The organism is Streptomyces sp. NPDC046805, from assembly GCF_040645355.1.
Taxonomy (GTDB): domain Bacteria; phylum Actinomycetota; class Actinomycetes; order Streptomycetales; family Streptomycetaceae; genus Streptomyces.
The window spans coordinates 386,444-411,232 of record NZ_JBEYYC010000001.1; the positions used below are offsets into that span (position 1 = coordinate 386,444).

Annotated in this window: 21 protein-coding genes and 4 pseudogenes; 11 read left to right on the forward strand and 14 right to left on the reverse strand. The window is 68.1% G+C overall.

Annotated features, from left to right (window positions below):
• Window positions 1–477: 477 nt before the first annotated feature.
• The 4 genes from ABZ910_RS01935 to ABZ910_RS01950 all read right to left on the reverse strand — a co-directional run bounded on the left by ABZ910_RS01935 (window position 478) and on the right by ABZ910_RS01950 (window position 5,330).
• Window positions 478–3,798 (reverse strand): type ISP restriction/modification enzyme, encoded by a 3,321-nt coding sequence (locus tag ABZ910_RS01935; RefSeq protein ID WP_361357623.1) that lies wholly within the window; start codon window positions 3,796–3,798, stop codon window positions 478–480.
• Window positions 3,799–4,077: 279 nt separating this feature from the next.
• Window positions 4,078–4,203 (reverse strand): hypothetical protein, encoded by a 126-nt coding sequence (locus ABZ910_RS01940; protein ID WP_361357626.1) that lies wholly within the window; start codon window positions 4,201–4,203, stop codon window positions 4,078–4,080.
• A 135-nt stretch (window positions 4,204–4,338) separates the two neighbouring features.
• Window positions 4,339–4,677 (reverse strand): hypothetical protein, encoded by a 339-nt coding sequence (locus ABZ910_RS01945; protein WP_361357627.1) that lies wholly within the window; start codon window positions 4,675–4,677, stop codon window positions 4,339–4,341.
• A complete protein-coding gene (locus ABZ910_RS01950) occupies window positions 4,674–5,330 on the reverse strand; it encodes a DUF6232 family protein (protein ID WP_361357630.1) in 657 nt (218 codons plus the stop codon). The genes ABZ910_RS01945 and ABZ910_RS01950 overlap by 4 nt, the downstream gene beginning before the upstream one ends.
• Before the next feature lie 649 nt (window positions 5,331–5,979).
• Here ABZ910_RS01950 and ABZ910_RS01955 point away from each other — a divergent pair.
• Window positions 5,980–6,305, forward strand: a pseudogene (locus tag ABZ910_RS01955) (transposase); the annotation flags it as partial.
• Between the two features lie 137 nt (window positions 6,306–6,442).
• Here the strand turns inward: ABZ910_RS01955 and ABZ910_RS01960 are convergent.
• A pseudogene (locus tag ABZ910_RS01960) lies at window positions 6,443–6,954 on the reverse strand (aldo/keto reductase); the annotation flags it as partial.
• Window positions 6,955–6,996: 42 nt separating this feature from the next.
• Here ABZ910_RS01960 and ABZ910_RS01965 point away from each other — a divergent pair.
• Window positions 6,997–7,107, forward strand: a pseudogene (locus ABZ910_RS01965) (AraC family transcriptional regulator); the annotation flags it as partial.
• A 338-nt stretch (window positions 7,108–7,445) separates the two neighbouring features.
• On the opposite strand, the gene ABZ910_RS01970 reads toward ABZ910_RS01965, so the two are convergent.
• From ABZ910_RS01970 to ABZ910_RS01990, 5 genes are all read right to left on the reverse strand, one after another.
• Window positions 7,446–8,051 carry a CGNR zinc finger domain-containing protein gene (locus ABZ910_RS01970; protein ID WP_361357632.1) on the reverse strand — a complete coding sequence of 202 codons (606 nt, stop codon included), beginning with the start codon at window positions 8,049–8,051 and terminating at the stop codon, window positions 7,446–7,448.
• A 210-nt stretch (window positions 8,052–8,261) separates the two neighbouring features.
• Complete coding sequence (locus ABZ910_RS01975) at window positions 8,262–9,164, reverse strand: alpha/beta hydrolase (protein WP_361357635.1); 903 nt, start codon at window positions 9,162–9,164, stop codon at window positions 8,262–8,264.
• Between the two features lie 12 nt (window positions 9,165–9,176).
• On the reverse strand, window positions 9,177–10,406 hold the full coding sequence (locus ABZ910_RS01980) for an alpha/beta fold hydrolase (protein ID WP_361357638.1): 1,230 nt from the start codon (window positions 10,404–10,406) through the stop codon (window positions 9,177–9,179).
• A gap of 5 nt (window positions 10,407–10,411) precedes the next feature.
• Window positions 10,412–11,137 (reverse strand): flavin reductase family protein, encoded by a 726-nt coding sequence (locus tag ABZ910_RS01985; RefSeq protein ID WP_361357641.1) that lies wholly within the window; start codon window positions 11,135–11,137, stop codon window positions 10,412–10,414.
• Between the two features lie 99 nt (window positions 11,138–11,236).
• The gene (locus ABZ910_RS01990; RefSeq protein ID WP_361357644.1) at window positions 11,237–12,085 is read right to left on the reverse strand and encodes an MBL fold metallo-hydrolase; all 849 of its coding nucleotides are present in this window, start codon (window positions 12,083–12,085) and stop codon (window positions 11,237–11,239) included.
• Window positions 12,086–12,423: 338 nt separating this feature from the next.
• Between ABZ910_RS01990 and ABZ910_RS01995 the strand changes: the two genes are divergently transcribed.
• On the forward strand, window positions 12,424–13,281 hold the full coding sequence (locus ABZ910_RS01995) for an MBL fold metallo-hydrolase (protein ID WP_361357647.1): 858 nt from the start codon (window positions 12,424–12,426) through the stop codon (window positions 13,279–13,281).
• 225 nt (window positions 13,282–13,506) lie between these two features.
• Here the strand turns inward: ABZ910_RS01995 and ABZ910_RS02000 are convergent.
• Window positions 13,507–13,863 (reverse strand): annotated as a pseudogene (locus ABZ910_RS02000) (DDE-type integrase/transposase/recombinase); the annotation flags it as partial.
• A 30-nt stretch (window positions 13,864–13,893) separates the two neighbouring features.
• On the opposite strand from ABZ910_RS02000, the gene ABZ910_RS02005 reads away from it, so the two are divergent.
• The 7 genes from ABZ910_RS02005 (at window position 13,894) to ABZ910_RS02035 (ending at window position 21,654) form a co-directional block, all read left to right on the forward strand.
• Window positions 13,894–14,550: a zinc-binding dehydrogenase gene (locus ABZ910_RS02005; RefSeq protein ID WP_361357650.1), complete on the forward strand. Its 657-nt coding sequence runs from the start codon at window positions 13,894–13,896 to the stop codon at window positions 14,548–14,550.
• A gap of 392 nt (window positions 14,551–14,942) precedes the next feature.
• Entirely contained in the window at window positions 14,943–15,104 is a 162-nt protein-coding gene (locus ABZ910_RS02010; RefSeq protein WP_361357653.1) for a helix-turn-helix domain-containing protein, read from the forward strand.
• Between the two features lie 216 nt (window positions 15,105–15,320).
• Window positions 15,321–17,249: a maleylacetate reductase and hydroxyquinol 1,2-dioxygenase domain-containing protein gene (locus tag ABZ910_RS02015; RefSeq protein WP_361357655.1), complete on the forward strand. Its 1,929-nt coding sequence runs from the start codon at window positions 15,321–15,323 to the stop codon at window positions 17,247–17,249.
• A 17-nt stretch (window positions 17,250–17,266) separates the two neighbouring features.
• Entirely contained in the window at window positions 17,267–19,039 is a 1,773-nt protein-coding gene (locus ABZ910_RS02020; RefSeq protein WP_361357658.1) for an FAD-dependent monooxygenase, read from the forward strand.
• 21 nt (window positions 19,040–19,060) lie between these two features.
• Window positions 19,061–19,819: a CoA transferase subunit A gene (locus ABZ910_RS02025; RefSeq protein WP_361357661.1), complete on the forward strand. Its 759-nt coding sequence runs from the start codon at window positions 19,061–19,063 to the stop codon at window positions 19,817–19,819.
• Window positions 19,816–20,445 carry a CoA transferase subunit B gene (locus ABZ910_RS02030; protein ID WP_361357664.1) on the forward strand — a complete coding sequence of 210 codons (630 nt, stop codon included), beginning with the start codon at window positions 19,816–19,818 and terminating at the stop codon, window positions 20,443–20,445. Before ABZ910_RS02025 ends, ABZ910_RS02030 begins: the two co-directional genes overlap by 4 nt.
• Before the next feature lie 18 nt (window positions 20,446–20,463).
• Window positions 20,464–21,654 carry an acetyl-CoA C-acyltransferase gene (locus tag ABZ910_RS02035; protein ID WP_361357666.1) on the forward strand — a complete coding sequence of 397 codons (1,191 nt, stop codon included), beginning with the start codon at window positions 20,464–20,466 and terminating at the stop codon, window positions 21,652–21,654.
• 64 nt (window positions 21,655–21,718) lie between these two features.
• Here the strand turns inward: ABZ910_RS02035 and ABZ910_RS02040 are convergent, their stop codons facing one another.
• Window positions 21,719–22,588 carry a helix-turn-helix domain-containing protein gene (locus tag ABZ910_RS02040; RefSeq protein ID WP_361357669.1) on the reverse strand — a complete coding sequence of 290 codons (870 nt, stop codon included), beginning with the start codon at window positions 22,586–22,588 and terminating at the stop codon, window positions 21,719–21,721.
• Window positions 22,589–22,751: 163 nt separating this feature from the next.
• Between ABZ910_RS02040 and ABZ910_RS02045 the strand changes: the two genes are divergently transcribed.
• Entirely contained in the window at window positions 22,752–23,084 is a 333-nt protein-coding gene (locus ABZ910_RS02045; protein ID WP_361357672.1) for a hypothetical protein, read from the forward strand.
• Between the two features lie 456 nt (window positions 23,085–23,540).
• On the opposite strand, the gene ABZ910_RS02050 is transcribed toward ABZ910_RS02045, so the two are convergent.
• Together ABZ910_RS02050 and ABZ910_RS02055 are read right to left on the reverse strand one after the other, a co-directional pair.
• Complete coding sequence (locus ABZ910_RS02050) at window positions 23,541–23,936, reverse strand: MmcQ/YjbR family DNA-binding protein (RefSeq protein WP_361357675.1); 396 nt, start codon at window positions 23,934–23,936, stop codon at window positions 23,541–23,543.
• A gap of 123 nt (window positions 23,937–24,059) precedes the next feature.
• Entirely contained in the window at window positions 24,060–24,710 is a 651-nt protein-coding gene (locus ABZ910_RS02055; protein ID WP_361357678.1) for a nitroreductase family protein, read from the reverse strand.
• Between the last annotated feature and the right edge of the window lie 79 nt (window positions 24,711–24,789).

Here is a 24,789-nt window from a genome sequence, read left to right on the forward strand (position 1 = left end):
ACAGCGACGGCGGCGGCTCATCGAGAGGGCCAACTGCTCGGTGAGTCCTAGCTGGTGAGTGGTTCCGCGAGCACGGAGTCCTCGTCAGCGGCGGATCGCTGACGAATATCGACGGTCGCGTAATCGGCTCTGACCGCAGTTGCGTGAAAGATCATGTGGGACGAGTTGGCAGATCATGTGTCGCCTGCACCCTCGATCAGGTCATGCGGATGCTTGTGGATCTGCGTGCCCCAGCATGTCGGCGAGGGGTTTGCCGGTTCGGGCTGCCGCGATTCGACGTGCACAACCCATCTACCAGAAGCTTCGTCTTTCCTCAACACCGAGCTTGGTCAACCGGCTTGCCACGCAACCAGGTTGGAAAGGCCTCAAGGCATGGCTCATCGCGTTCGACGTGGGGCCCGACTACCTGAGGTCCCTCACTCAGCCCGGCTCCAACGAAGTCGCCGGTATGACAATCGAAACGAGTTGCTGCTTCGCTCACAGGTCGAATAATGCGTCGCCCGCGTCTGATGTCGCTTTGAGCGCCTTGGTTGCCTCTGTGGGCACGGGCAGGATGCCCGCTGTGGTCAGGTTCGTCACCGTGATCAGTGGGCCCGCGCATACCTCATTGAAGAGGTCTGCCTGTACTGGCTCCTCCCGCACGAGCAGGCCGAGGACGTTCAGCAGCTCCAGCAGTTCCGTGGTCCATGAGGGAAGCCAGCGCCGCGCGAACTCATGGTCCAGTTCGAGGCGCCGCTTGCCGGCGGGATTCCGTCGGCGGTAGCCAAACCACTTGTCGAGAACGTTCATCCCGGACACTTCGTACTCCCGGACCGCGCTAGGGACGGGACTAATCCGTCCACTGCCGACCCACAGGTCCTGTGTCACGGGGTCGTACGCCAACTTGTCCGGCATGGCTTCCGCATCGTCTGGGATCTCCGTGACGCATCGGGGGCGGTCGTGTGGCAGCAACACCCTGCCGTACGGCCTCCCGGCCGTCTCGTCGGCGTACCGCTCGCCGTAGGTGTGCAGCCACAGGACTCGCTGGCCGAGGGTAACTGCCCGCCCCCACAGGTAACGGTCAGCGGTGAGGGGTATCCGGGCCCCTGGGACTTCGAGGTCTTCCCTGAATCGGGCTGTGTACTCCGGATGGGACGCGATCGCGGCGATGTAGGCCAGCAGGTCTTCGGCGACGACCGGTACGCCCAGCCGCCCGGCGAGCAGGGGCAGCAGACCGGGCGTGACGTTGGGTAGCGTACCGGCGGCGTTGCGGTAGAGAGGACGGGCGCAACCGCTCCGGTTGTTGAAATAGTCCATGTCGGGAATGAGTGCGCTGAAGACCAGTGTCGGCCCGTTGACCACCGGGTGGGCGTTCTGCTCAACGGTGTAGATCTGGCGATCGCTGCGGACTCGCCAAAGGTCCGCCCTGCCTCGCTCCATCAATCGGCTGTCCGGCAGTACATATTGCCGGTCGAATGACCGGAATCCGATACGCACCGTTTGAGGGTTTGTCCTCTGTTCGGCCGCAAGTGGTATCCGCTCATGAGATTCAACCCCCGGCAAGGGCGGGACATTGTCTGCAGGCGTTCGCTCGCCAGAGCGTCCGAGCATCTCGGCGCGTCGCTCGGTGTCTGCGGCGAGTAAACGCTGCCACCGCCCTTGAAGCGTTTCCTCATCCGGTGCATAGACCCACATGCGCCCGGGCGTGACGCCACGCGACGACCACGGCATCAGGTCTCTCAGCTGCGGGCAGGACTCCCACAGGTCGCTGCCCGGTGGCAGGAAGGCATCCGTCTTGCCCGTGGCGCACTCGCGCCATTCGGGGGCATCGAGCCTGAGGGTCGTCAGGCGTTCGATCTTCTCGTCGCGACGTCCACCGACCTTGAGGTGCCTTACCTTTGCCGTCTGCGGGTCTGTCCGTGGCCTGGGACTGTCCCGCCATCGCACAAAGATCGCGATGCATAACTCCTGGGCGACCTCGGGGAAGATGCGGGTCGCGACATCCGCGCGGTGGCCCTCCGGGGACAGGTCGATGATCCATCCCTCGTCGGCGGTTTCGCGCAGGTAGCGCCGCATTCCGGCGAACGCTCGCCCCTTGAGCCATGCCTTGGGCGTGATCAGTGCGACCACACCGAATGGCGCGTCGTCGTGTGCGTCGAAGACCTTCCAGGTGGCCCAGCGCCAGAAGTAGACGTAGAGGTTGGCGATCTTCGATTCGTATCTGCCGTTACCGGGTTGCCGGAAGGCCCCCAGCGGGGCGGGGATGTCCGCCTCGGGCTCCCCTCGTTCCACCCACTTGCCGGCGCCCCGTTTTACGGCGTCGTGAGGCGGGTTGCCCATGACGACCATGACACGCTCGTCCCGCTTGACCTGGTTGGCCTGGCGGCGGGATTCGGCGAGCGCTCGGTAGGTATGAGGAATCCAGTTGAACTCGGCTGTCGGGCTGTCCAGGGCATCAGCCACCAGCAGCCTGAGTCCCTGGGAGGGGGCCGCGGACCCGTACTGCTTGAGCATGGCGTGCATGCGTAGTTCTGCGACTGCGAACGGACCGACCTGCATCTCGAAGCCGACCAGCCGACGCCCCACCATCTCTCGCAGGCGCGGGCCCACCGCGCCTGGGCCCTCTTCTTCGGCAATGGTTTCGGCAGCGAGCTCGAGTGCCGACAACAGGAAAGTGCCGGTGCCCATGGCCGGATCGACAACGACCACATCGGGAGAAGCGAAGCCCGACGGAATACGGAATCCCTCCCGTCTCAGTACGTCCTCGACCAGCCTGGCCATGGCCGAGACGACACCACGCGGTGTGTAGTACGAGCCGGTGCGTATTCGCAGCTCAGGGTCGTAGATGTGAAGGAAGTGCTCGTAGAGCAGGAAATAGGCATCGCCCGTACCGTCGTCTAGCACGTCCCATCTGACCGCGCCGATGACTCGGAGCAGGGTGTTGAGCGTGGTGGACAGTCCAGCGACTGAGTCTCCGGCGAGGGCGTCCAGTGCCTGACCCATCAGCGAGTGCTTCTTGCCCAACTTCGTAGCGATACTGTGCATGGTCTCGCCCTCGAAGGTGATCTCCTCCACCCGAGCGAGCAGAAGGGCGAACACGACGGCTTGACCGTACTGTTCGACGAACTCGGCGTCGGTCGCCTCCGGGAACAGCAAGTGCCGCCAGTCCTTGGCCAGTTTTGTAAAGGCCGGCGGACGGCGTCGGCTCCTTTCCTGCGCGATCGCCTCTCCAACCTCTTCCGACAGGAGCTGGCAGAGACCGGCGACTGCTCGGATGAGCTGGCTCGTGGTGCGGGGTGTCTGTGGCTTCCAGGTCAGGAAGTCGTACAGCACCCGTGCAAGCGCCCCATCTGCGGGAGCAAGTCGGGCACCGGAGGTGAGGACCGAGCCGCGCAGGTAGGCCACTTCGCCTACCTGCTGGCCCTGCTGGTGGACAGAGAACTCGTTCCCGTCACAGAGCAGTACGTTGTTGAGCAGCCGCAGTTTCGCCCACTGTTCGGCGTTGCGGCCTGTGTAGACGGATGGGTCGGCCTGGGTTCCTGGCTTCTTGAGCTCGATGTAACCGACGAGAGTGCCGCTGACCTCAACCGCGTAGTCAGGGCGGGCTCCCATGTCGACGAGCGGAACCTCGCCGATGAGGGTGACGTCCAGACCGAGGCCACGGCACACGGACCGGACCATGTTCTCCAGCGGCCCCCGAAGCTGGTCCTCCTGCCACCCCTTGCCTCTCAGTTTCGGCGTGACCTCCGCTCCAAATACGGACACAGCGGCTTGGACAGCCTGTTCGAAGCTGTCATGGATTCTGCGTCGGGCACTCATACCGCCCCCCATCCCCAAGGCGGGCAGATCCGGCCGACGTCAGGTCAGTGCGGTTACCTGCCGCACCTTGCGCCCGTCGGGGCCGGCCGTCTTTCCGGCCCTCGCTGTTCCACGACAGTAGGAGGGGAGGGCAGGGTGCCTGGAGGGCGCATGCAAGGGCGCACAGTGGCGTGCATGCATGCGATATGCGTCAGATGAACCCCGCTGTACCGTACTGCCTACATTGCCAGGAGAGGCAAACTTACTTGGGTGCGGCTCTTCTGAAGTGAAGATCGTGGATCAGGCGGTCAGTCTGAATGTGGCCTGGTCAAGGTTGGGGTAGAGCCGTTCGTGTTCGCGGGCTGTGTGATAGCCGAAGAAGGCGTCGAGGTCGCCGTTGCTGGTGACGGCGCGGGGCCCAGCCACCGGGAGGGCGCCCACCCCTCCACGAGCACGGAATGCGCAGCGCCTGGTCCACGGCCGGAGGCCGCTCCAGCGCTTCCCGCACGGATACTCGTCAGCGCTTCGTCGCCTCCGGTGGTCCTCGCCGTGTCCGGCTGCTCAGCCCAGCAGAGCGAGCAGCCGTCCCACGGCCTCAGCGACGGGCTGGCCCACCGCGCCGACGGCCGACGCGATCTGAGCGACGGAGGCCAGGACGAGACCCCGACTGCGCAACGCTTCGCGGTCTGGGGTGAGTTCGGGCAGGGCCTCCTCGACGGTGCGGTCCTGTTCCCGGGTGAGGTGTGGACGCAACTCGCCCAGGAGGCACCTGAGTTCGTTTACAACGGCACGGACCTCGACGTCCTGGGCACCGCCGACGGTGCCGTAGTTGATGCCGACGTTCTCGCGGCCGCCGTTCATGTTGACCACCGGCCCGTAGTAGTTCGACGCATCGCTCATACTCTGAACCCCGTGTTTCCGCGGCCGCCGTTCATATGGACGACGGGGCCGTAGTTGTTCGTGTTGTTGCTGTTGAGCTGCTGCACGAGCGTCTTGAACTCGGCTTCCGGGTTGTCGATGGCCTGTGCTATCCGTTCGGCGATCTGTTGCAACTCGTCCATGCTCGGCAGGGTCAGGGTCACCCTGGAACCACTGGCCGTCTCGACGGTCAGCACCGGCCTCGGCCTGAACACGTCCTTGAAGGCGAACCCGGCTGCGGCGATCACGACGACGATGAGCAGGTCCCCGAGGTGATCCCCGCCGTCCCCCGCGCGGTTCAGCCATGCGAAGAGCAGAAGAGCACCGAACAACCCCGTGAGGAAACGCATGCACGCTTTGCCCCAGTCAGTCCTCGCCTTGAAGGCGTCGACACTGGTGATGTTGTGCAGCGGGAGTGCCGCTGTCCCCACCCACAGCATGCGGCGGCTGACCTTGAGAACCAGGGTTCGCTTGTCCTCGGAGCGTGCGGGTGTCGTGAGTAGTTCCGGCGGTTCCTGCGGTCGCGGCGGTGCGGGCGTTCTCGGAGGGTCGGGCGGCGATACGCCGAGGTTCCCTGTGTCGTTCATGCGCCCCCCGTGTCCTTGGCAGCTCACTGTGCGTACCGGGTGCACCATTAAGCACCTCCGGATGCCTCCATGGAAGACAAGAAGCTGCCATTCGGAGCGCCGTGCGCCGGTCCTCGGCCCCGTGCCGGTACACGGCGTGCCGGGGGCTCACCTCGCGCGCAGTCCCTCGCACACGATCTCGGTGACCCGCTCCAGCGCCGCCAGGTCCGCGTCCGTGCGGCCCTCCGTCCGGACCAGGCAGCCGGTTATGAGGGCTTTCACGTCGGCGTAGTCGATGTCGTCCCGTCGGCGACGCTGAAGCCGTCCTCAAACTCCGCGGCCGTCTGTCGACGCCTACTTCACCTATGACACCGCCCGCGAACACGAACGCCTCTATCCAACCCTGACCAGGCCACATTCAGACTGACCGCCTGATCCACGACCTTCACTTCAGAGGAGCCGCACCCAACTTACTTCTGCACGGACAGGCGTACTGACAGGGATCTCAGGGCGACAGCTTCCCTTGTGCCACCACAACCGTATCGTCAGTGGTTAAGTCCCCCCTCGGACACTCGACTCGACTCGACTCGTTATAGCGATACGCGGATGAGGGCCTCGACCTGACGGTCGCGGCCCTATTTGCATGTTTGTAGCTGTTCGTGATTCCGAACGCCTCGTAGAGCGGGCCCTTCTCCTCGGCGTCGACGGTGTGCACGCGGCCGTGCTGGACGCGATCCGGATCGGGCCGTCCGACGACGCTACCGCGGTGACCGCAGGCCAACTCCGCGAGATCGTCACCCGGCTCGTGAGAGCGGGGCAGTGCCGCCCGGGTCATGCGGACAGTCTCATCGGCATGGACACCGGCTACGACGTTACCCGCCTCGTCTACGTCCTAGCTGACTCGCCCGTCGAGCTGGTCCGCCGACTACGCTCGGACCCCGGGTCATGCTCCGGGAAGCTGGCCCGCGCCGCTCCACCCCGCGCGGCGGGCAGCCCTGCAAACACAGCGGCGTTCTCACCTTCGCGAAGCCAGAATCCTGGAACCACTGCTCCCCCCACTGCGTGAGGAGTTCGAAGTTCCCTGCCCCGTAGCGGTTGCCCGAGGCGGCTCCGATCGGGGCTGCCGCATCGAGCGCCGCCAGTTCGTCGGTGGTCAGCGTGATGTCTGCGGCTGCGACGTTCTCCTCGAGATACGGCACCCGGCGGGTGCCCAGGATCGGCACCCCACCCTGGGCAATCGTCCAGGCGATGGCCAGCTGGGAGGGAAGACGTCCTTGTGCGCGGCGATCCGCCCGATCGCGTCGACGATCCGCTTGTTCGTGGCCAGGTTCCCGCTCTGAAAGCGCGGATCGCTGTTGCGGAAGTCGCTCGCATCCAGCCGATCCAGCCTGAGCCGGCCGGTCAGGAATCCACGGCCCAGGGGGGAGTACGGCACGAACCCGATACCGAGTTCGCGCACTGTGGCCAGGACACCATTGGCCTCGACGCCACGCTCGAACAGGGAGTGTTCGGTCTGTACCGTGGTGATTGGATGGACCGCGTGGGCGCGCCGGATCGTGGTCGCCGATGCCTCGGAGAGGCCGAGGTGGTCGACCTTTCCGGCCTTCACCAGGCCGACCATCGCCGAGACGGTCTCCTCGATCGGCACCGGCGGGTCGATCCGGTGCAGGTACACCAGGTCGATCCGCTCCATTCCGAGCCGCCCCAGCGAACCCTCGATCGCCCGCACGATGTACTGAACGGCGTCGAGGTATCAGGGCAGCACCCGATGGCGTTCGTGACGGAAGCCGATGTCGTGCTGATCGGTAGCGGGGTGAAGCCGCGAGACGTGGTCGCCGACGACCGGCCTGCTGCGGCCGGCGCGGACCTCGGTGATCCCGGCGAGGCGGATGGAGCCGACCACCCAGGCGCGCAGCAGGGACTTGGGAGCGGCGTAGGTGCAAGGCCGAACCTTTGGCGGCCTTGCGGGCGAAGGCCGTTGCCTCGGTCTGTAGCGCGTCGTCGGCGACGACGCGCATCACCACGCCGGCATCTGCCATGACATCCACGGGCACCTGTTGAGAGATAAGTGCCCATTCGGTGGCACGCGTCCGGCCTGCCTGTCCCGCCTCGCCATGGATACCGCCCAGGAACGTGACGATGTCCAGGGTCTGTTGTTTGTTCCGCGACGTGACCAGTCGCTCGTCAGGCCCGCTCGGCACCGGCGCGCTTGCGGGCGCGGTAGTTGCGCAGGTTGGCCGCGTTGCCGCAGACGCGGACGTCGTGCCAGGCGCCGCTGTTGTTGCGGGAGCGGTCGTAGAAGGACGTCGCGCAGCGCGGGTTCCGGCAAGTCTTCAGACGGCGCAGGGTGTCGGTGCACTGGGCCTGGTAGGCCTCGATGAGGGTGAGTGACGCGACCTGGCGCCACCCTGTGCCGCGCGGTTCGGCTTGGATACGGCCGTGCTCGTCGAGCCGTAGGGCGGTGGGCAACGTCATGAGTGAAGCCACCGGACCGGTCTGCGGTGACGAGTCACTGGTCGGTGCCTGCACGAGCCGGTTCAGGTCATGGCGGAAGTCCCGCAGCCCCTGTACGTCCTCGGCTGTCAGGTCGATGCCGGGTGCGGGAAGGTGGGTCGCGCCGCTCCAGCTCTCCAGCGCCTGGTCGAGCCACGCGCCGGCTTCCTCGACGGACTCCAGCAGGTCGGGCCGGCGTGGTCGCCCGGCGGACAGTGTGTTGAGCAGGTCCTGTACGAGGGCGAGCCCGCCCGGGGCGGGCTCCAGGCCGTATCGGACCGTCGCAGTCCAGGACATCCTTGATTCCCTCTTCACGATCTGACAGTTATGGCAACATCACCATAACTATTTCACTTATTGCATTTTGAGCCAAGCGATTCGTGTCATCGCACCCGGACCACCAGGCATGTGTCACAGCCTGCTCCCGTGACCTGCGCATCGCAGGTTGGTGCGGTGAACAGAAGCGTCACCACATCAGGTACGTTTCGCCGGTTCGGTGGCCCTCCGCTATGAGTTCGGTGAGAGCTGGTGGCGGAACCAGGCGACTGCCGCCCCGCTGGATTCCTTGAACCCGGAGAGGTAGGGGTCGAAGTGGCCGCCCGGCAGCAGCACCAGCTTCTTCGGCTCCAGGGCGCGCTCATAGGCGGCCAGGGCCAGGTCGGTCACGGTGACGGTGTCGTGGTCGGCCACCACGAGCAGCAGCGGGGTGGGCGAGACCCGGCTGATCCAGGCGCCGGGCTCGTACATGCGAGCGGCGCGTGTGGAGCGCACGGTCACCTGGTTCTCCCAGGCTCCGGGGGGCGTCGGCTGTTGGTAGAAGTCGATCGCGTCCCTGGCCCGGTAGGAGGCCGGCACGGAGGGGTTATTGCTGACGACCGCCTGTGTCCGGGGCGGCTCGCCGCGGAACCGGGCCCGCTCGTCCTCCGCGAACACCTCTTCCAGAGCGGCGACGGCGTCCGGCGGGACGCGACGCAGACCCTGTTCGTATCCGCTGATCGTGGGCACCTGCGCGACCACGCACCGCAAGCGCCGGTCGGTCGCGCCGAGGACGATGGCATGGCCGCCGGCGTAGCTGGTGCCCCACACACCGATCCGGTCCGCGTCGGCCTCGGGGCGGCTCTCCAAAAAGGAGATGGCGCGGCGCCAGTCGGCGATCTGCTGCCAGGGGTCCACATCGTTGCGGGGAAGGCCCCCGCTCGCCCCGAAGCCACGGTGGTCGTGCACAAGGACCACGAAGCCGTTCTCGGCGAAAGTCTCGGCGAAGCGCTCCAGCCCGTGCTCCTTCACGCCCGCGTAACCGTGCGCCATGGTGACGGCCGGGTGCGGGCCGGGACCGTCCGGAAGGAACAGCCAGCCGCGGAGGGTGACTCCACCCTCCGCAGTGAAGGCGATATCCGTGCGTTCCGCCATGGCGTGTTCCTCTCAGTTCGCAGGGGGTCGCGCCGGCTGTCGGTCGCCGTCGTAGAAGTACGCAGGGTCGATGTGCCCGTGCAGGCGGGCTCGCAGTTCGGCGGAGAACCGGAGTGCGGCGCCCAGCGGCCGGTGGTGGATCGCCGCGCGAACGATGCGCCCGTCGTCGTCCGCGGCCAGGATGGTCACGCCCTGGATCGGCATTCCACCGAACGCCGTGGCCTCCCACTCCAGGTAGGTGCGTGGCCCGCGGGAGCTGTCGTACGTGAACTCGAGGGACTCGTAGATGCCGCTGGCGGCTGCCAGCACCTGCTTGACCTGCTCGCGGCCCTCGACGGGGCGGGTGAGCACGGTGGCCTCAAGCACGACGTCCTCGGCGAACGCCTCTGCGAAGGAGCCGGCGGACTTCTCGGCGAAGGCCGTTGTCCATCGCTGCTGTCCTACGCGTGGAGTCGCAGTGTCGGCGGCGGGGGCCTTGGCGAGAAATGCGTCGAGCAACGCGGCGACCGCCGCGGGCTGCTCGAGGTGTGCCCAGTGGCCGGCTCCGTCGACTGTGGCCGTATCGGCCGCGACGAACCGTTTGCGCACCTGTTCGGCCCCCTCGGCAGTGACGCATCCGTCGTCGGCGCCACGGATCACGAGGACAGGCCCCGTGTAGCGGCTGGGCATCTCCCCGTCCGGATGGCCGGCGTTCCAGCAGTCCACCAGCGCGCACACCACCTTGGGGCGCACCCGTTCGCCGATCACCGTGAGCCGGTCGAGGTCCGCCTCGCTGAGGCTGCTGGACAGCTGCCGGCGGAGCTCTCGCTGGGCACGTGTGCTACCGCCCGACTCGCGGAAGCGTTCGACGACCTCCGCCGGCAGGTGTGTGCCGGCCAGGGGCCCGGGCGCCAGCAGGACCAGCCCGAGCGTGCGCTCGGGACGCGTGGCGGCCACGAGCTCGACGATCGGCGCGGCCATGCTCTGGCCGACGAGCACCACCGGCTTGTCGAGGGAGTCCACGACGGCCCTGACCTCGGAGACGAACCGGTCCAGTGTGAACGGACCGTGCGCGTCTGTGCGTTCGCCGAGACCGGCCAGATCGAGTTGCACGGTCTCGACGCCCGCGCTGCCCAACTCCCCGATCACGCCGTCCCAGACGTACTGGTCCTCGAGGAAGCCGTGGACGAAGACCACCGCCCGGCTCCCGGCGCCGCCCCGCCGGAACCGCACGTCTGTGTCCGCGATGCGTTCCGTTCTCACGTGCCTCACTCCCTCCCACGAGCGGTGGTGGCCCCGGAAGGCGACCACTCGGCGGTGTCGATGGGGGACCAATCCGTCGCGCGTCCGTCGAGACGCGCCGCCCGCCGGTCCTGGAAGGCCTTCAGCACGCCCTTGTCGAGGGGGGTGGTGAAGACGTTGGCGACGACTGTGTACTCGGCAGCCAGGCGCCCCACGATCGGCAGGGCCGCCGTGTCTATGCGCCCGCGCTCCAGATAGAGATCGTCCCTGACGTGGAACCGGACGACCTCTCCCCATACGACGTGGTCTTGCATGTCGCCCACGGGAATGATCCGGTTCACCACGCACTCGAAGGCGATCGGTGCCTCTTTGATCCGGGGTGCCCGGACGACCTCGCTGGGGGCCTTCTCCAGGTCGAGGGCCGCGAATTCGTCGACCTCGGGGTCGAATTCGTAGGCCGAGCGGTGCAGTTGGTCGGCCAGGGGCAGCACCGCGAGGTTGGTCACGAACTCGCCGGTGTCACGGATGTTGACGAAGGTGTCCTTCAGGGTCACTCCGTCGGACCGCGGCTGCAGGGTGATCGAGACCATGGGCGGTTTGCGGCCCACCGCGGTGAAGAAGGAGATCGGCGCGAGGTTGGCGACGCCGTCCGCGGAGACGGTGCTGACCCATGCGACCGCCCGGGGGAGGATGCTGCCGATGAGCAGCTTGTAGGCGGACGTGGCATCCACGTCGCTTCCGTCGATGATCATGTGAGTGCTCCGCATCGTTGTGCCGATGAGCCGGTGGGACCGACCGGCGGTGGGCTGGTGGGTGCGTCGGAACCGCTTCCGGGGCAGCCGGGCCGCTCGTCAGCCTTTGGCGGACCGGGCCGAGCCCCACAGCGCGCCCTGGTTGACGCGCCCGGGATGCAGTTCCAGCATGCCCCGGTAGAGATCGACAGGGGTCGAGGTGCGCTCGGCAACGGCCTCGAAGTCGTGCAGGTACCGCCGGGTCTCGGCGATGGTCGTCGGGTCGTCCGGGCGGCCGGGCCTCTTGTGCCCCGCGATCACCGCTCGTGGGTTCAGCGCGGCGATGGTGTCGAGGGCGTCGAGCCATGCTCGACGGCCCTCGGCAGGAGATTCGGCGAGGTAGAGGTGGACGTCGTTGTAGACGGCGTCACCGGCCACGACCAGCCCGATCGACGGCACGTGCAGGCACGTGGTGTCGTCGGTGTCGGTGTGCCCGAGCCCCACGACGACCAGGTCGTTGCCCTCCAGGTCCAGGCGGTTGCCGTCCAGCGGATCTGCGACCACCAGCCTGTCCGGGATCTGGCCGGGGAAGCGCCTGCGCCAGAACGAGGCGACGAACTCCGGTGCCATCTGCTGCTCCATCTGCTCCACCACGGTCGGTGCCGCCACCGCACGCGCCCGCGGAAAGCGCTTGAGGAGGGTGCCCAGCCCGAACCAGTGGTCCCCGTGCCCATGCGTCACAAAGACGGTGGTGAGGTTCTTGCCGCTCGCCGCGACCCAGTCGCCCAGCCGCTCGGCCTGCTCGGCCGTCATCAGCGCGTCGACCAGCACCGCATCGCGTGCGCCTGCGATCAGCGTCGCCGTGATGGGCGACCACATGCGTCGGGGGAGGTCGGGCGGCAGGTCGGCGATCTCGGTGGGGATCGACGGTGCCACGTGGACACTCCAGGTCAGAGGTGCTTCGGGCATCGTTGCGTCCTTGACTCCCTGGGGCGGCTACGCCCTGTGTGCAAGAGATCAGTCACGTGGCCGCATCGAAAGCTGTCGTGACTACCCGCCCTTCTCGGAAGGTATCTTCCTGATGTGACAGAGTCAATATGCGTTTATCTATGCCTGTATCGCTGGCCTAGGTGTCGCAGGTGGCGAACGTCATGCGCGTGCAGAACCGGCGGTGTTGTCGATGCGGTGTTCTCTCCTAGTGTCATGAAGAAAGAGCCTAGTGAGTTATGCTCATTTCGACTAGGTTGACTCTGGCACGCCGGCTGACGGCTGCGTGGGCCCCGTATCGCCCCTGAGGAGGCGCTGTCATGACCGCTTCCGTGCCGAGCCCGCTGGCGTACGAGCTCTACGTTTCGGAGGGGACACCTCGGGCGGGCGAGGAACGCCTGCCGAACGGTGACCGGCTCCACTCCTCGCCCCTGGCATCAACGCTGATCTTCGGCCGAGAAGACGCCGTGCTGGTCGACCCGCCTCTCACCCGCGAACAGACCCAGAGGGTCGGCGACTGGATCGAGCGGTCCGGCAAGCGCCTGGCGTACATCTACGCGACCCACGGGCACGGCGACCACTGGTTCGGCACCGCGGAACTCGTGAAGCGATTCCCCGGCACCACCGTCTACGCGACGCCGGGCACCATCCAGGTCATGCATCAGCAGGCCGCCGAGGGGCGAGAAGCGCTGTGGGACAAACAGTTCCCCGGCCTCATCCCCGACACCCCGGTCCTGGCCCAGCCCATCCCCGCCGAGGGGTTCTTGCTGGAGGGAATCGTCATCCAGGCGGTCGAGGTCGGGCACACCGACACCGATGAGACCTCCGTGCTGTACGTACCCTCCATCGGCCTGGTCGTGGCCGGCGACGTCGCCTACAACGGCGTGCACCAGTACATCCTCGAAGGCGGGGACGGCGGCCTGCAGGAATGGCTCAAGGCCCTCGACCGGGTCGCGGCCCTGGAGCCGAAGGCCGTTGTGGCAGGCCACAAGAACAAAGACCTTCCCGACGATCCCGCCATCATCGAGCAGACCCGGCAGTACCTGCTCGACGCCATCCGACTGCTCGACGAAAACCCCACAGCCCGCGAGTACTTCGATCAGATGACCGCGCTCTACCCGGACCGTCTGAACCCGGGCCCGGTGTGGTACGGAGCGGTCGGACTCCTCGGAGGGTGACCGTTCGGGGCCCTCACGGAAGTGCCAGAGCGGCTGGGATGAGACGCCGTCGATTCGCCGGAGCAATCCCAGAACACCTGAAGCCCGCCGTCGAGGCGACCAGGGATGCGCCCTGGGAGCCGACGCCGCGAGTGCCTCCGCCGCCCAACACGATGCCAACGCCGTCTCTTCACCGTCCGAGCGGTTGCGACAGGTCGTGCTTGACCCGCCTGGTCGGCTCGTCGGCAAGGACCTCGACCCGGTGTTGTCCGCGCTGGTGCCGACCGCACCCATCGAGCGGGTCACCCCGAGGTGATCGCAGAGGTCGGCGAAGGCCCGGGAGCCGCATTGGGCCCCGTGGTCGGAGCGGAACACGGCGCCGTCCAGGCCGCCGCGGGGCGAGGCCGCCATTCACAGTGCGTCCGTCACAAGACTGGTGCGCATGTGGTCGGCGATGCACCAGCCGACGGCCTTGCGGTTGAAGCAGTCCAGCACGGTCGTGAGATAGAGGAACTCCCCGCCTGTAAGCGGGAGATACGTGATGTCGCCCATGTATTTCCGCCCCGGCTCGGTGGCGGTGTAGTACCGCTGTAACAGGTCCGGAGCCTGTGGGCCGCAGTAGCCTGGCATGCCGTGCGCCGCGCCCAGGCCGGACTCGAAGCAGCCGGCGCGAGCTTGGTCGGCCGATCCGCGTTGGGGATCGGCTGCGGCCCGATCGGACTGCTGGTCGTTGCGGTGCTCCGCCGTGCCGGCGTCAGGTCGATCACCGCCGTCGACCTGGTGCCGCGGGCTCTCGAGCTTGCCAGAGTGGTCGGTGCGACCCAGACCATCCAGGCCGGCACCGGCCAGGCCCAGGCCACGATCGCCGACGTACAGGCCGATGTCACCTTCGAGTCCAGCGGCAGCCACATCGGCCTGGCCAGTGCCATAGCCGGCACCGCGCGCGGCGCGGCCTTGGTGATGTCGGGCCTGTTGCCGCCCGGCCCACAACCGGTGCCGATCTCCGCCGCGATCGCCAAGGAGCTGGACCTGCTTTGCTCCTTCCGGTTCAACGACGAGAACGGTGGGGGACTGCGCGCAGCGGAAGGCGCCGGACCTTGTCCCGAGTGCGGCGGATCAGTGGCAACTGCTGATCCGTACCCGGCAAACTGCGCCCAGCGTGGGGCTGTACCGTCGCCGGGCGTCTTCGTGCGCATCGAAGACCGAGAGGATGACTTCGAGGGGCTGGTGCACACCAGCAAGCAGCTTCGGGAGCTTAGGGCCGACCCGCGAGACGCGGCGACGTCCTGATTACGTAGAGCTATTTCCGGGCGGTCAAGCAGCTCGCCACGGACGGCTTCTCCGTCAGATCACACCAGTTCCAGCAGGTCGCGGCATCCATGAGGCCGAGCCGAGCTGGAGGGTGGAAACCGGATCTGTGGTCACCGTCCGCGGCCTCCGGCCCCATGGGGAAACGTGACCGCGGAAGTGGGGAATTACGACCGGCGACAGGCTGGAACCAGTCCATGGTGGCGCGGAGGTCGAGGGAGGTGAGGGCTTCGCTCTCGTGGTAGCGCCAGAACGACTCCCACTCCGCAGCGCGGTCCGTCAGGAAGCCTGGTCTGCTGGACGACTTCGCTGACAACAGCCGCCCGTCGACGATCAAGTAGGCCCTGGCCTCAGGAGATGAGGGTGGGGCCTCGGTGCGCCTGCGCCGCATCGCCGAGCGTACCGGCTGCTCCCTCACCGATCCTCGCGGCATCACCGAACTCTCCCTCGCGCTGCGCGCGGTGCGTCAGACGCCGAAACCCTCGTCCGCGGTGTCGACCGGCACCAAGGGGACCTCGAAGACTGCGAACAGGTGAACCGACCAGCGCACGGGCCGAGTTGAACCCCTCGATGGGCTGTTCCTCTCTCTCTTGACGGCCACCCCGACCCCTCTCCCGATGGCCGGCGCGGCACACACGCGTGTTTCGTGCAGTAGGGCGCGTGGATCGTGCAGGAGTTCACGCGGACGTCATTCGCATACTCGGTGGCTCAAGGGGCCGACGCGCCCGGATGACACGCGGAGGCAGTTTTCAATGCGGACGTTCGTCTACACATCCCACCCCTCGCGGGTGGTCTTCGGCGCCGGCACGGTCGGCCGCCTCGGCGAGGAGGTCGAGCGGCTCGGCTGCTCCCGGGTGCTGCTGCTGGCCGGCGGGCGGCTCGCGGCGGCCTCCGCACGGGTGCGCGAGGCGCTCGGCGGACTGCTGGCGGCGGAGTTCGACGGCGCGGCCATGCACACGCCGGTGGAGGTGACCGAGCAGGCTCTCGACGTACTCAGGGAGTACTCCGTGGACGGCATCGTCGCCGTCGGCGGCGGTTCGACCACGGGCCTGTCGAAGGCACTTGCCCTGCGCACGGGCCTGCCGCAGGTGATCCTGCCGACCACCTACGCCGGCTCCGAGGTGACTCCCGTACTCGGCGAGACCCGGGACGGACGCAAGGTCACCCAGTCCTCTCCGGAGATCCTGCCCGAGACCGTCGTCTACGACATCGACTTCACTCTCACGCTGCCGCTGCCCATGACGGTCACGAGCGGAGTCAACGCGCTCGCCCACGCCGTCGAGGCCCTGTACTCCGCCGACGCCAACCCGGTCACCGACCAGCAGGCCCTCGACGCGATCTCCCGCATCGCCCGGGCACTGCCCCGCCTCGCAGCCGACCCGGCCGACCTGGAGGCGCGCGCCGACCTGCTGCACGCGGCCTGGCTCGCCGGGACCTGCCTCGCCACGGTGGGTATGGGCCTGCACCACAAGCTGTGCCACACCCTCGGCGGCAGCTTCGACCTGCCGCACGCCGAGACGCACACCGTCGTCCTGCCGCACGCGATGGCCTACAACGCGCCCGCGGTGCCGGACGTAATGCGCCGCATCGCCGACGCCCTGGGTGTGCCCGATGCCCCCAGCGGCGTGTACGACCTGGTCGCCTCCCTGGGCGGTCCCACCGCGCTGAGCGACCTCGGCATGCCGGAGTCCGGCCTCGCCCGCGCCGTCGAGCTGGCCACCTCGACGCCCTACCCGAACCCGCGCGAGCTGACCGGCGAGGGCATCGCGGAACTGCTGTCCGGCGCCTGGCACGGACACCGCCCCGAGGGTCCCCCCTCCACGGAGCCCCGGCTGGCCCGTCTCACCGAACGGGTCGTGGCGAGCTTCGCGCAGGCTTCCGACCCGCGCGTCCGCACCTTGCTGAGCGACCTGGTCCGGCATCTGCACGCCTTCGTCGCCACCAACGACGTCACCGAGGACGAATGGCAGTACGCCATCGACTTCCTCACCCGCACCGGCGAGATCTGCGGCCCGACCCGCCAGGAGTTCGTGCTGCTGTCGGATACCCTCGGCGTCTCCAGCGCCGTGGATCTGCTCACCAACTCCCGTACGCCCACCACCACTCCGTCGGCGGTGCTCGGTCCCTTCTATGTGGAGGGCCCGCCCGAGACCGCCAACGGCGGGGACATCTCCGGAGGACTGCCCGGCGAGCCGCTCTGGGTGGACGCGCGGGTCACGGACACCGACGGTGAGCCCATCAAGGGCGCGGTCGTGGACGTGTGGCAGTCCAACGCGGACGGCTTCTACGACGTCCAGCTCCCGGAGCTGGAAGGGCCGGTGCTGCGCGGCCGACTGCGTACCGACGCCGAGGGGCGGATCGCGTTCTGGTCCATCCTGCCCAAGGAGTACCCGATCCCGGGGGACGGGCCGGTCGGGCAGATGCTCGACGCGATCGGGCGCCACCCGTACCGGGCGCCCCACCTGCACTTCATGTTCGACGCGCCGGGCCACCGCCGGCTCATCACACAGCTGTTCGTGTCAGGCGGCGCCTACCTGGACAGCGACACCGTCTTCGGCGTCAAGGACGAACTCATCGTCGACTTCACGCCGCAGAGCGGCCCCACCCCCGACGGCCGCCAGGTCGACGGCGAGTGGCGCCGGCTCGATTACACCTTCCGTCTCGCCCCCCTGGCCGGATGACCGAGGAGCGCCCACCCGTGATCACGACCGATACGCACGACACGTACGACACCGATGTCCTCGTCGTCGGCAGCGGCCCCGCCGGCGGTTCCGCCGCGCTGCTGCTGGCCACCTACGGCATCCGCACCCTGCTGGTGACGAAGTACGGCTGGCTCGCCAACACGCCGCGGGCGCACATCACCAACCAGCGCACCATGGAGGTCCTGCGCGACGCCGGAGTGGAATCCGAGGCGCTGGCCGTCGGCAGCCCGTCCCACCTCATGGGCGACACGGTGCTGTGCACCGCGCTGGCCGGGCACGAGATCGGCCGCATCCGCACCTGGGGCACGGGGCCCGCGACGGCCACCGAATACGCGTCGAAAAGCCCCTGCGAGATGATCGACCTGCCGCAGACCTACCTGGAGCCGATCCTGGTGAACAACGCGGCGGCCCGCGGCGCCAAGGTGCGCTTCGACACCGAGTTCCTCAGCTTCACCCAGGACGACGACGGGGTCACCGCGCTGCTGCGCGACCGGGTCCGCGGCGACGAGTTCACCGTACGCGCCCGCTACCTGATCGGCGCGGACGGCGGGCGCAGCGCGGTCGCGGAGCAGCTCGGCCTCCCCTTCGACGGCCGCATGGCCAAGGCCGGCAGCATGAACATCGTCTTCAAGGCCGACCTCACCCGGTACTGCGCCCACCGGCCGAGCGTCCTGTACTGGGTGCTGCAGCCCGGTGCCGAGACCGGCGGTATCGGCATGGGCCTGGTGCGCATGGTCCGTCCGTGGAACGAGTGGCTGCTGGTGTGGGGATACGACATCGAGCAGCCGCCGCCGGAGGTGGACGAGGAGTCGGCCCGGCAGATCGTGCGCGACCTCATCGGCGTCCCCGACCTGCCGGTGGAGATCACGTCGACCTCGCTGTGGACGGTCAACCACAGCTATGCCTCGGCCTATTCGTCCGGGAGGGTCTACTGTGCGGGCGACGCGGTGCACCGTCATCCGCCGTCCAACGGGCTCGGCTCCAACACCTCCGTCCAGGACGCGTACAACCTCGCCTGGAAGCTCGCGATGGTGGTCCGCGGCGAGGCCGGCCCCGAGCTGCTCGACAGCTACTCCGCCGAACGGGCCCCCGTCGGGCGGCAGATCGTCGAGCGGGCCAACCTCAGCCGCGACCAGTTCGGCCCGATCTTCGACGTGCTCGGCATCGGCGGTGGCGGCGACGACAAGGCCATCTCCGAAGGGCTCACGGCGATAGCCGCGCCGACTCCCGAGGGCGCCAAGAAGCGGCGCAGGCTCGAAGAGGCGATCCAGCTCAAGAACTACGAGTTCAACGCGCACGGTGTCGAGATGAACCAGCGCTACCTCTCCTCCGCGGTGCTGCCCGACGACAGCCCTGCCGAAGTCTGGGATGAGGACCGGGAGTTGGTGCACCAGCCGACCACCCGGCCCGGCGCGAAACTGCCGCACGCGTGGCTCGTCGACGAGCAGGGCGAGCGCCGGTCCACGCTGGACGTCGTCGGACGCGGCACCTTCACCGTGCTGACCGGGCTGTCGGGCGACGTCTGGGACAAGGCCGCGGCCGCGTGCCAGGCGGAACTCGGCGTGCCGCTGCGTGTGGTGCGCGTCGGTGACGACAACTTCCGTGACGCGTACGGCGAATGGAGCCGCGTCAGCGAACTGGCCGAGGACGGCGTGCTGCTGGTGCGCCCGGACGGCTACGTCGCCTGGCGCCGCGTCACCGCCCCCGAGACCGCGCGGTCGGCACAGGACGAGCTGCTCGGCGCGCTGCGCCGGGTGCTGGCCCGGTAGGAGAGAACGGAAGAGAGCGAGATGGACAAGGTGATGGCCACGGCCCAGGAGGCCCTGGCGGATGTGACGGACGGACGGTCGTTCGCCGTCGGCGGCTTCGGGCTGAGCGGCGTCCCCGAGGTGCTCATCGGCGCTCTGTACGAGAGCGGGGCGAGCGATCTGCGGATCGTGTCGAACAACTGCGGCGTCGACGGCCGTGGCCTCGGCATCCTGCTGGCCGCGGGCCGTATCGCCCGGGTCACGGGCTCGTACATCGGTGAGAACAAGGAGTTCGCCCGCCAGTACCTCGGGGGTGAACTGGAGGTCGAACTGACGCCGCAGGGCACGCTCGCCGAGCGGCTGCGGGCGGGCGGCGCGGGAATCCCGGCCTTCTACACCCCGGCCGGTGTCGGCACGCAGGTCGCCGAGGGCGGTCTGCCGTGGCGCTACGCCGCGGACGGCTCGGTCGCCGTGGCCTCGCCGCCCAAGGAGGTGCGGAGCTTCGACGGCGTGGACCACATCCTGGAGCACGCCATCACCACCGACTACGCGCTGGTCCGGGCGGCCCGTGGGGACCGCCACGGCAACCTCGTCTTCCGTCGCGCGGCCCGCAACTTCAACCCGCTGGCCGCCATGGCCGGCCGCATCACCGTCGCCGAGGTGGAGGAGCTGGTCGAGCCGGGCGTCCTCGACCCCGACGAGATCCATGTGCCAGGGGTGTTCGTGCAGCGGGTCGTGGCGCTGACCCCCGAACAGGCGGCCGACAAGGGAATCGAGAAGAGGACGGTGCGCGAGCGATGAGCTGGAGCAGGGACGAGATGGCGGCGCGCGCCGCGAGCGAGCTGAGGGACGGTGACTACGTCAACCTGGGCATCGGGCTGCCGACCCTTGTGGCCGACTTCCTCCCGCCGGGCGTCGACATCGTCCTGCACTCGGAGAACGGGTTGCTCGGCGTCGGACCGTACCCGTCGCCCGACGAGGTCGACGCCGACCTCATCAACGCGGGTAAGGAGACCGTGACCGTACGGCCGGGCGCCTCCTTCTTCGACTCCTCGCTGTCCTTCGGCATGATCCGCGGCGGCCACATCGACACCGCCATCCTGGGCGCGCTCCAGGTCTCGGTCCGCGGCGACCTCGCCAACTGGGCTGTCCCCGGAAAGATGATCAAGGGGATGGGCGGTGCGATGGACCTCGTCCACGGCGCCCGCCGGGTCGTCGTGGTCATGGAGCACCTGACGAAGGACGGCACCTCGAAGATCGTTCAGGAGTGCACGCTGCCGCTCACGGGCCGCGGCTGCGTGGACCGGATCATCACAGACCTGTGCGTTCTCGATGTCACGCCCCAGGGGCTCGAACTCGTAGAAACCGCACCGGGAGTGACGGCCGATCGGATCGCCGCCCTGACACCCCTGACCCTCCATCGATAGACCTGCTGGGAGCAACCGATGATCGAGCGACCGCGTGACGTGTACGTCGTCGACGCCGTCCGTACCCCCTTCGGCCGCTACGGCGGCGCCCTCGCGGGCGTACGCCCGGACGACCTCGCCGCCGGTGTGCTGCGCGCCCTCGTCGACCGCAGCCCAGGCCTGGACCCGGCGCGCATCGACGACGTGCTGCTCGGCAACGCCAACGGCGCGGGCGAGGATAACCGCGACGTGGCCCGCATGGCCGTCCTGCTCGCCGGGCTCCCGGTCAGCGTGCCCGGCGCCACGGTCAACCGGCTGTGCGGATCCGGCATGGAAGCCGTCATCCAGGCGGCCCGTGCCATCGCGCTCGGCGACGCGTCCATCGCCGTCGCGGGCGGTGTCGAGTCCATGAGCCGCGCGCCCTGGGTGCTGCCGAAGCCGGAGCGGGCCTTCCCGGCGAAGGACCAGCAGCTGTACTCGACGACGCTCGGCTGGCGGATGGTGAACCCGCGGATGCCGGGGGAGTGGACGATCCCGCTCGGTGAGAGCGCGGAGCTGGTGGGTGCGAAGTATGCCGTCAGCCGGGAGTCGCAGGACGCGTTCGCCCTGGACAGCCATCGCAACGCCGCCCGCGCCTGGAGCGAGGGCCTGTACGCGGGAGAGGTCGTCCCCGTCGAGGGGGTGGAGCTGACCCGCGACGAGGGCATCCGCGACAACACCTCCCTCGACGCACTCGCCAAGCTCAAGCCGGCCTTCACCGCGGACGGCACGATCACGGCCGGAAACGCCTCGCCGCTCAACGACGGCGCGGCCGCGCTGCTGCTCGCCGACGAGGACGGGCTCGCGGCGATCGGGCGCGAGCCACTGGCCCGGGTGCGGGCGGCGGCGGTGACGGGCATCGAGCCGCAGTTCTTCGGGCTCGGCCCCGTCGACGCCATCCGAAAGGTGCTCGACAAGACTGCGGTCGCTCCCGGTGATCTGCACACGATCGAGCTGAACGAGGCCTACGCGGCCCAGGCGCTGGCCTGTCTGGCGGCACTGCCGGAACTGGACCCGGAGCTGGTCAACCCGCGTGGCGGCGCCATCGCCATCGGCCACCCGCTGGGCGCGTCGGGCGCCCGCATCACCGGAGCGGTAGCGCACCAGCTGGCCGCCGCGGGCAGCGGCACGGGCCTGGCGGCGCTGTGCATCGGGGTGGGCCAAGGACTGGCGCTGGTGCTGGATCGCTGACCTCCAGTACCAGGGCCAAGGCCGGCGCTGGTACTGGAGGCTGAAGGCGGCGGCCCTGCCCTCCTCAGCCGGACCGGCGCAGCGCGGCCGGGGTGGTGCCCATCCGGGTGCGCATCACCCGGGTCAGGTGCTCCTGGTGGGAGAACCCGCAGGCGGCAGCGACCTCCGCGATCGAGATGGAGCCGGTACGCAGCAGTCGGCACGCGTACTCCAGGCGCAGCTTGAGCAGGAACTGGTGCGGCGACTGGCCTGTGCTCGCCCGGAACCTCCGGGTGAACTGACTCGGGCTCAGCGAGGCCGAGGCGGCGAGGTCAGTGATCGGCAGCGGTTCGGCGAGGCGCTGCTCCATGAGCTCGCGGACGGCGCCGAGCTGCCGGTCGGACAGTCCGGACGGGGCGGGCGGGGGTGTGGTGGCGCCGACGCCGTAGCGGCGTACGAGCTGCGCGGCGAGCATCCCGGCCAGCTGGTCGGTATAGGTACGCGCCGACGGCTCCCAGGAACGGACGGCACCCTCCAGCGCGAGCATGAGTTGTTCGGTGAGTGGATCGCTGGCCCCGAACTCCTCGGTCAGCTCCACGGGCGGCCCGCCGTTCGCGTCGCGAAGAGCGTCGTCCGCGAGGTAGGCGTGGACCGTCTCCAGCCGCCCGCCCAGCTCGACGGCGAGACTCCGGCCGGCCGGCTGCAGGAAGAGTCCGCCGGCCGGGATCGTCCGTGACCGCCTGGCCGCTCCCTGCCCCCGCTGTACGGTGACGGGGCCGTTGAGGTGCAGGATCAGCAGGTGGGTGGGGGCCGGGTCGAACGCCGCGCGATAGGGCTGTTCCTCCTGTGTGGAGAGGTACAGCCGGTCCCATCCGAGCCCTGAGCTGCTGTGTCGCGTCCGCACGCCGGGCTGTCGCAGCATGCCGACCGTGTCGGCCAGTCCGAGTTCTGCCATGGTGCGGCCTCCTCACGCCCGCCGGTATAATTGAATGGTAAATCAGAGTGAGGGTGTCGAGAGAGGCCCGGATCGCGCGGGTGAAGTCCACGACCGCGAGTTCACCGTGGGTCCGGTGGTGCCCCCACGAGCGATTTTCGCGGGTCAGGCGCGGGATTAGGGCATGGATCGGCTGGATCGTCGGCGGGCGGTCGCGGCGCTTCGGTGCACGGGTTGTGGCGTGGCGTCGCTTGAGCGGGTCGCGGTGCCGGCGCAAGACCGTGTCCGGGCGCACCAGCAGCAGGAGGTGTCGCAACTTGCTGCTGGGGAGGTGGTGGAGCAGGCCGGCGAGGATGGCGCGGTCGGTATCGGTGAAGGCGGGCTTGCCGACCTGGCGTTGGAGGACCAGCAGTTGGTGTCGAAGCATCAGGATCTCGATGTCTTTGTCCCACTCACGCATCGGCAGGAGCCCAGCAGCACGACAGGCCAGGATGCCGTCAGTGGCTTGTGCAGGTGAGGACGGCGGGCATGGCCGGACAGGTTCGAAGATCGATGATCAAGGTCCTGAACTGCGCGCATGATTCATCGGCACCCGCAACCCGCAATCGCGGCTTCCTTGGCCGCAGGGGTCCGGGACAGCAGAACCAGCCACGCGAAGATCCGCGTGGAGATCAGGTGCAGCATTCGTGCGAACACAAGGTCCGATCGTGCCTGATCGCCCTACGAAGCGTTGTCCCAGCTCACAGGCTGTGCAGCCCTTCTGAAGTGTTACGGGCGCGGACACACGTTGGTGGGACGGCCGGCTCAAGACCGCCCCACCCATGCCAAACCCCCGCTACACTCCCGAACGCCAGGCCGTTGACCAGGAGAAATACAGAAGTCCGGCTGGAGTACTAACCGTCGGCGGACTCACGCCGTGATCCCCACCAGATCGGCGAAGAGCCGGTTTTGTTTTTGTCTGGCGCCGCGTCGGTCAGTCGGCGGACGGCAAGAAGCTGAAAGTGTCGGGGTCGACCGGGCGGCTCTGTCTGGGAAGGCCCGCGACGACGAGCAGGTACGACTCGGTCACGAGGTCGTCCACCAACTCCTGCTCGATATCCGCACCAGGTCTGATGGTGATCCAGTGCTTCTTGTTCATGTGGTAGCCGCGAGAGATGCTCGTGTGCGACGCGCGGAGCGTCTCCGCATCTGAGGGATCGGCTTTGAGGATCACGACCGGCTCCCCAGGCATCGATGTCTGCAGCATGAACACCTTGCCGCCGGCTTTCCACACCTCCCAGTCGCCGGTGAACTGGTGCGTGTGCTCTGAGCCCGGGAGCTCTGCGGCGCGCGCGGCCGCGCGGTTCTGAACTGTCCTGTCTGCGTGCATCTTGGCCTCCTCGAGGTCGGTAGAGGTCGACTGTCCGGCGTCCGTCGAGGAGAGGTGCGGGCGCCGGACAGTCGAGTCCCCCAGGACCGAGCAGGCGCGCCGATCGCGCACCCGCTCAGTTCGTCACATGTGGGTGAAGATCTTCTCGGCATCGAAGCGCGAGACCGGCTGGCGAGAGACGCGCGTCTCGTCCGGGTACCCGAGCGCCATGATCAGCGTTGTGGTGAAGTCGGTGTCGGTGAGGCCGAACGCTTCGTCGATCGCCGCGCGGTCGAACCCTTCCATCGGGGTGGCGTCGACTCCGAGAGAAGCGGCGGCCATCATGGTCGCGCCGACCACGAGGTAGGTGTTCTTCTCCAGCCAGTGGAGCACGTCGCCGCCATAGTTCTCCGACTGGATCTCCACGAAGTGGGACGCTCCGGCCTCCCATCCCTTCTGGATCTCCGGGTCCGCGAAGCGACCGTCCGCGCGCTCCTTCGCGAAGATCTCCTGCAAGTGCTCGTCGGGAATCGTCTTGCGGGTCGTGAACACGATCGCGTGCGACGCGTTCCGCACCTTCTCCTGGTTGTCCTCGAAGCGGCCGACGAGGGCGTTCGCAAGCTTGTCCTTGCCGGCCTGCGTCTCCAGCACATGGAAGTGGTTCGGCTGGATGTTGATCGTCGTCGGCGAGGTGCGCAGGTAGCGCAGCAGGAGCTGGAAGGTCTCCTCCGGGATCTTCTTGTTCGGGTCGAAGTAGCGGGTGAGGTGCTTAGTGATCAGATTGTTGAGATCCATGATTGGTTTTCGTTTCGTGTTCGGAGGGATCGGGTCAGGAGGTGGTTTCTGGGCGTTGGCACGTCAGTACGTGGTGAAC

Bases quoted from the DNA above. Each gene is read 5' to 3' on its own strand.
- ABZ910_RS01935 (WP_361357623.1), bottom strand. From the start codon at position 3,798: ATGAGTGCCCGACGCAGAATCCATGACAGCTTCGAACAGGCTGTCCAA.
- ABZ910_RS01945 (WP_361357627.1), bottom strand. From the start codon at position 4,677: ATGAGCGATGCGTCGAACTACTACGGGCCGGTGGTCAACATGAACGGC.
- ABZ910_RS01950 (WP_361357630.1), bottom strand. From the start codon at position 5,330: ATGGTGCACCCGGTACGCACAGTGAGCTGCCAAGGACACGGGGGGCGC.
- ABZ910_RS01970 (WP_361357632.1), bottom strand. From the start codon at position 8,051: ATGTCCTGGACTGCGACGGTCCGATACGGCCTGGAGCCCGCCCCGGGC.
- ABZ910_RS01975 (WP_361357635.1), bottom strand. From the start codon at position 9,164: ATGGCGGAACGCACGGATATCGCCTTCACTGCGGAGGGTGGAGTCACC.
- ABZ910_RS01985 (WP_361357641.1), bottom strand. From the start codon at position 11,137: ATGATCATCGACGGAAGCGACGTGGATGCCACGTCCGCCTACAAGCTG.
- ABZ910_RS01990 (WP_361357644.1), bottom strand. From the start codon at position 12,085: ATGCCCGAAGCACCTCTGACCTGGAGTGTCCACGTGGCACCGTCGATC.
- ABZ910_RS01995 (WP_361357647.1), top strand. From the start codon at position 12,424: ATGACCGCTTCCGTGCCGAGCCCGCTGGCGTACGAGCTCTACGTTTCG.
- ABZ910_RS02015 (WP_361357655.1), top strand. From the start codon at position 15,321: ATGCGGACGTTCGTCTACACATCCCACCCCTCGCGGGTGGTCTTCGGC.
- ABZ910_RS02025 (WP_361357661.1), top strand. From the start codon at position 19,061: ATGGACAAGGTGATGGCCACGGCCCAGGAGGCCCTGGCGGATGTGACG.
- ABZ910_RS02030 (WP_361357664.1), top strand. From the start codon at position 19,816: ATGAGCTGGAGCAGGGACGAGATGGCGGCGCGCGCCGCGAGCGAGCTG.
- ABZ910_RS02035 (WP_361357666.1), top strand. From the start codon at position 20,464: ATGATCGAGCGACCGCGTGACGTGTACGTCGTCGACGCCGTCCGTACC.
- ABZ910_RS02040 (WP_361357669.1), bottom strand. From the start codon at position 22,588: ATGGCAGAACTCGGACTGGCCGACACGGTCGGCATGCTGCGACAGCCC.
- ABZ910_RS02045 (WP_361357672.1), top strand. From the start codon at position 22,752: ATGGATCGGCTGGATCGTCGGCGGGCGGTCGCGGCGCTTCGGTGCACG.
- ABZ910_RS02050 (WP_361357675.1), bottom strand. From the start codon at position 23,936: ATGCACGCAGACAGGACAGTTCAGAACCGCGCGGCCGCGCGCGCCGCA.
- ABZ910_RS02055 (WP_361357678.1), bottom strand. From the start codon at position 24,710: ATGGATCTCAACAATCTGATCACTAAGCACCTCACCCGCTACTTCGAC.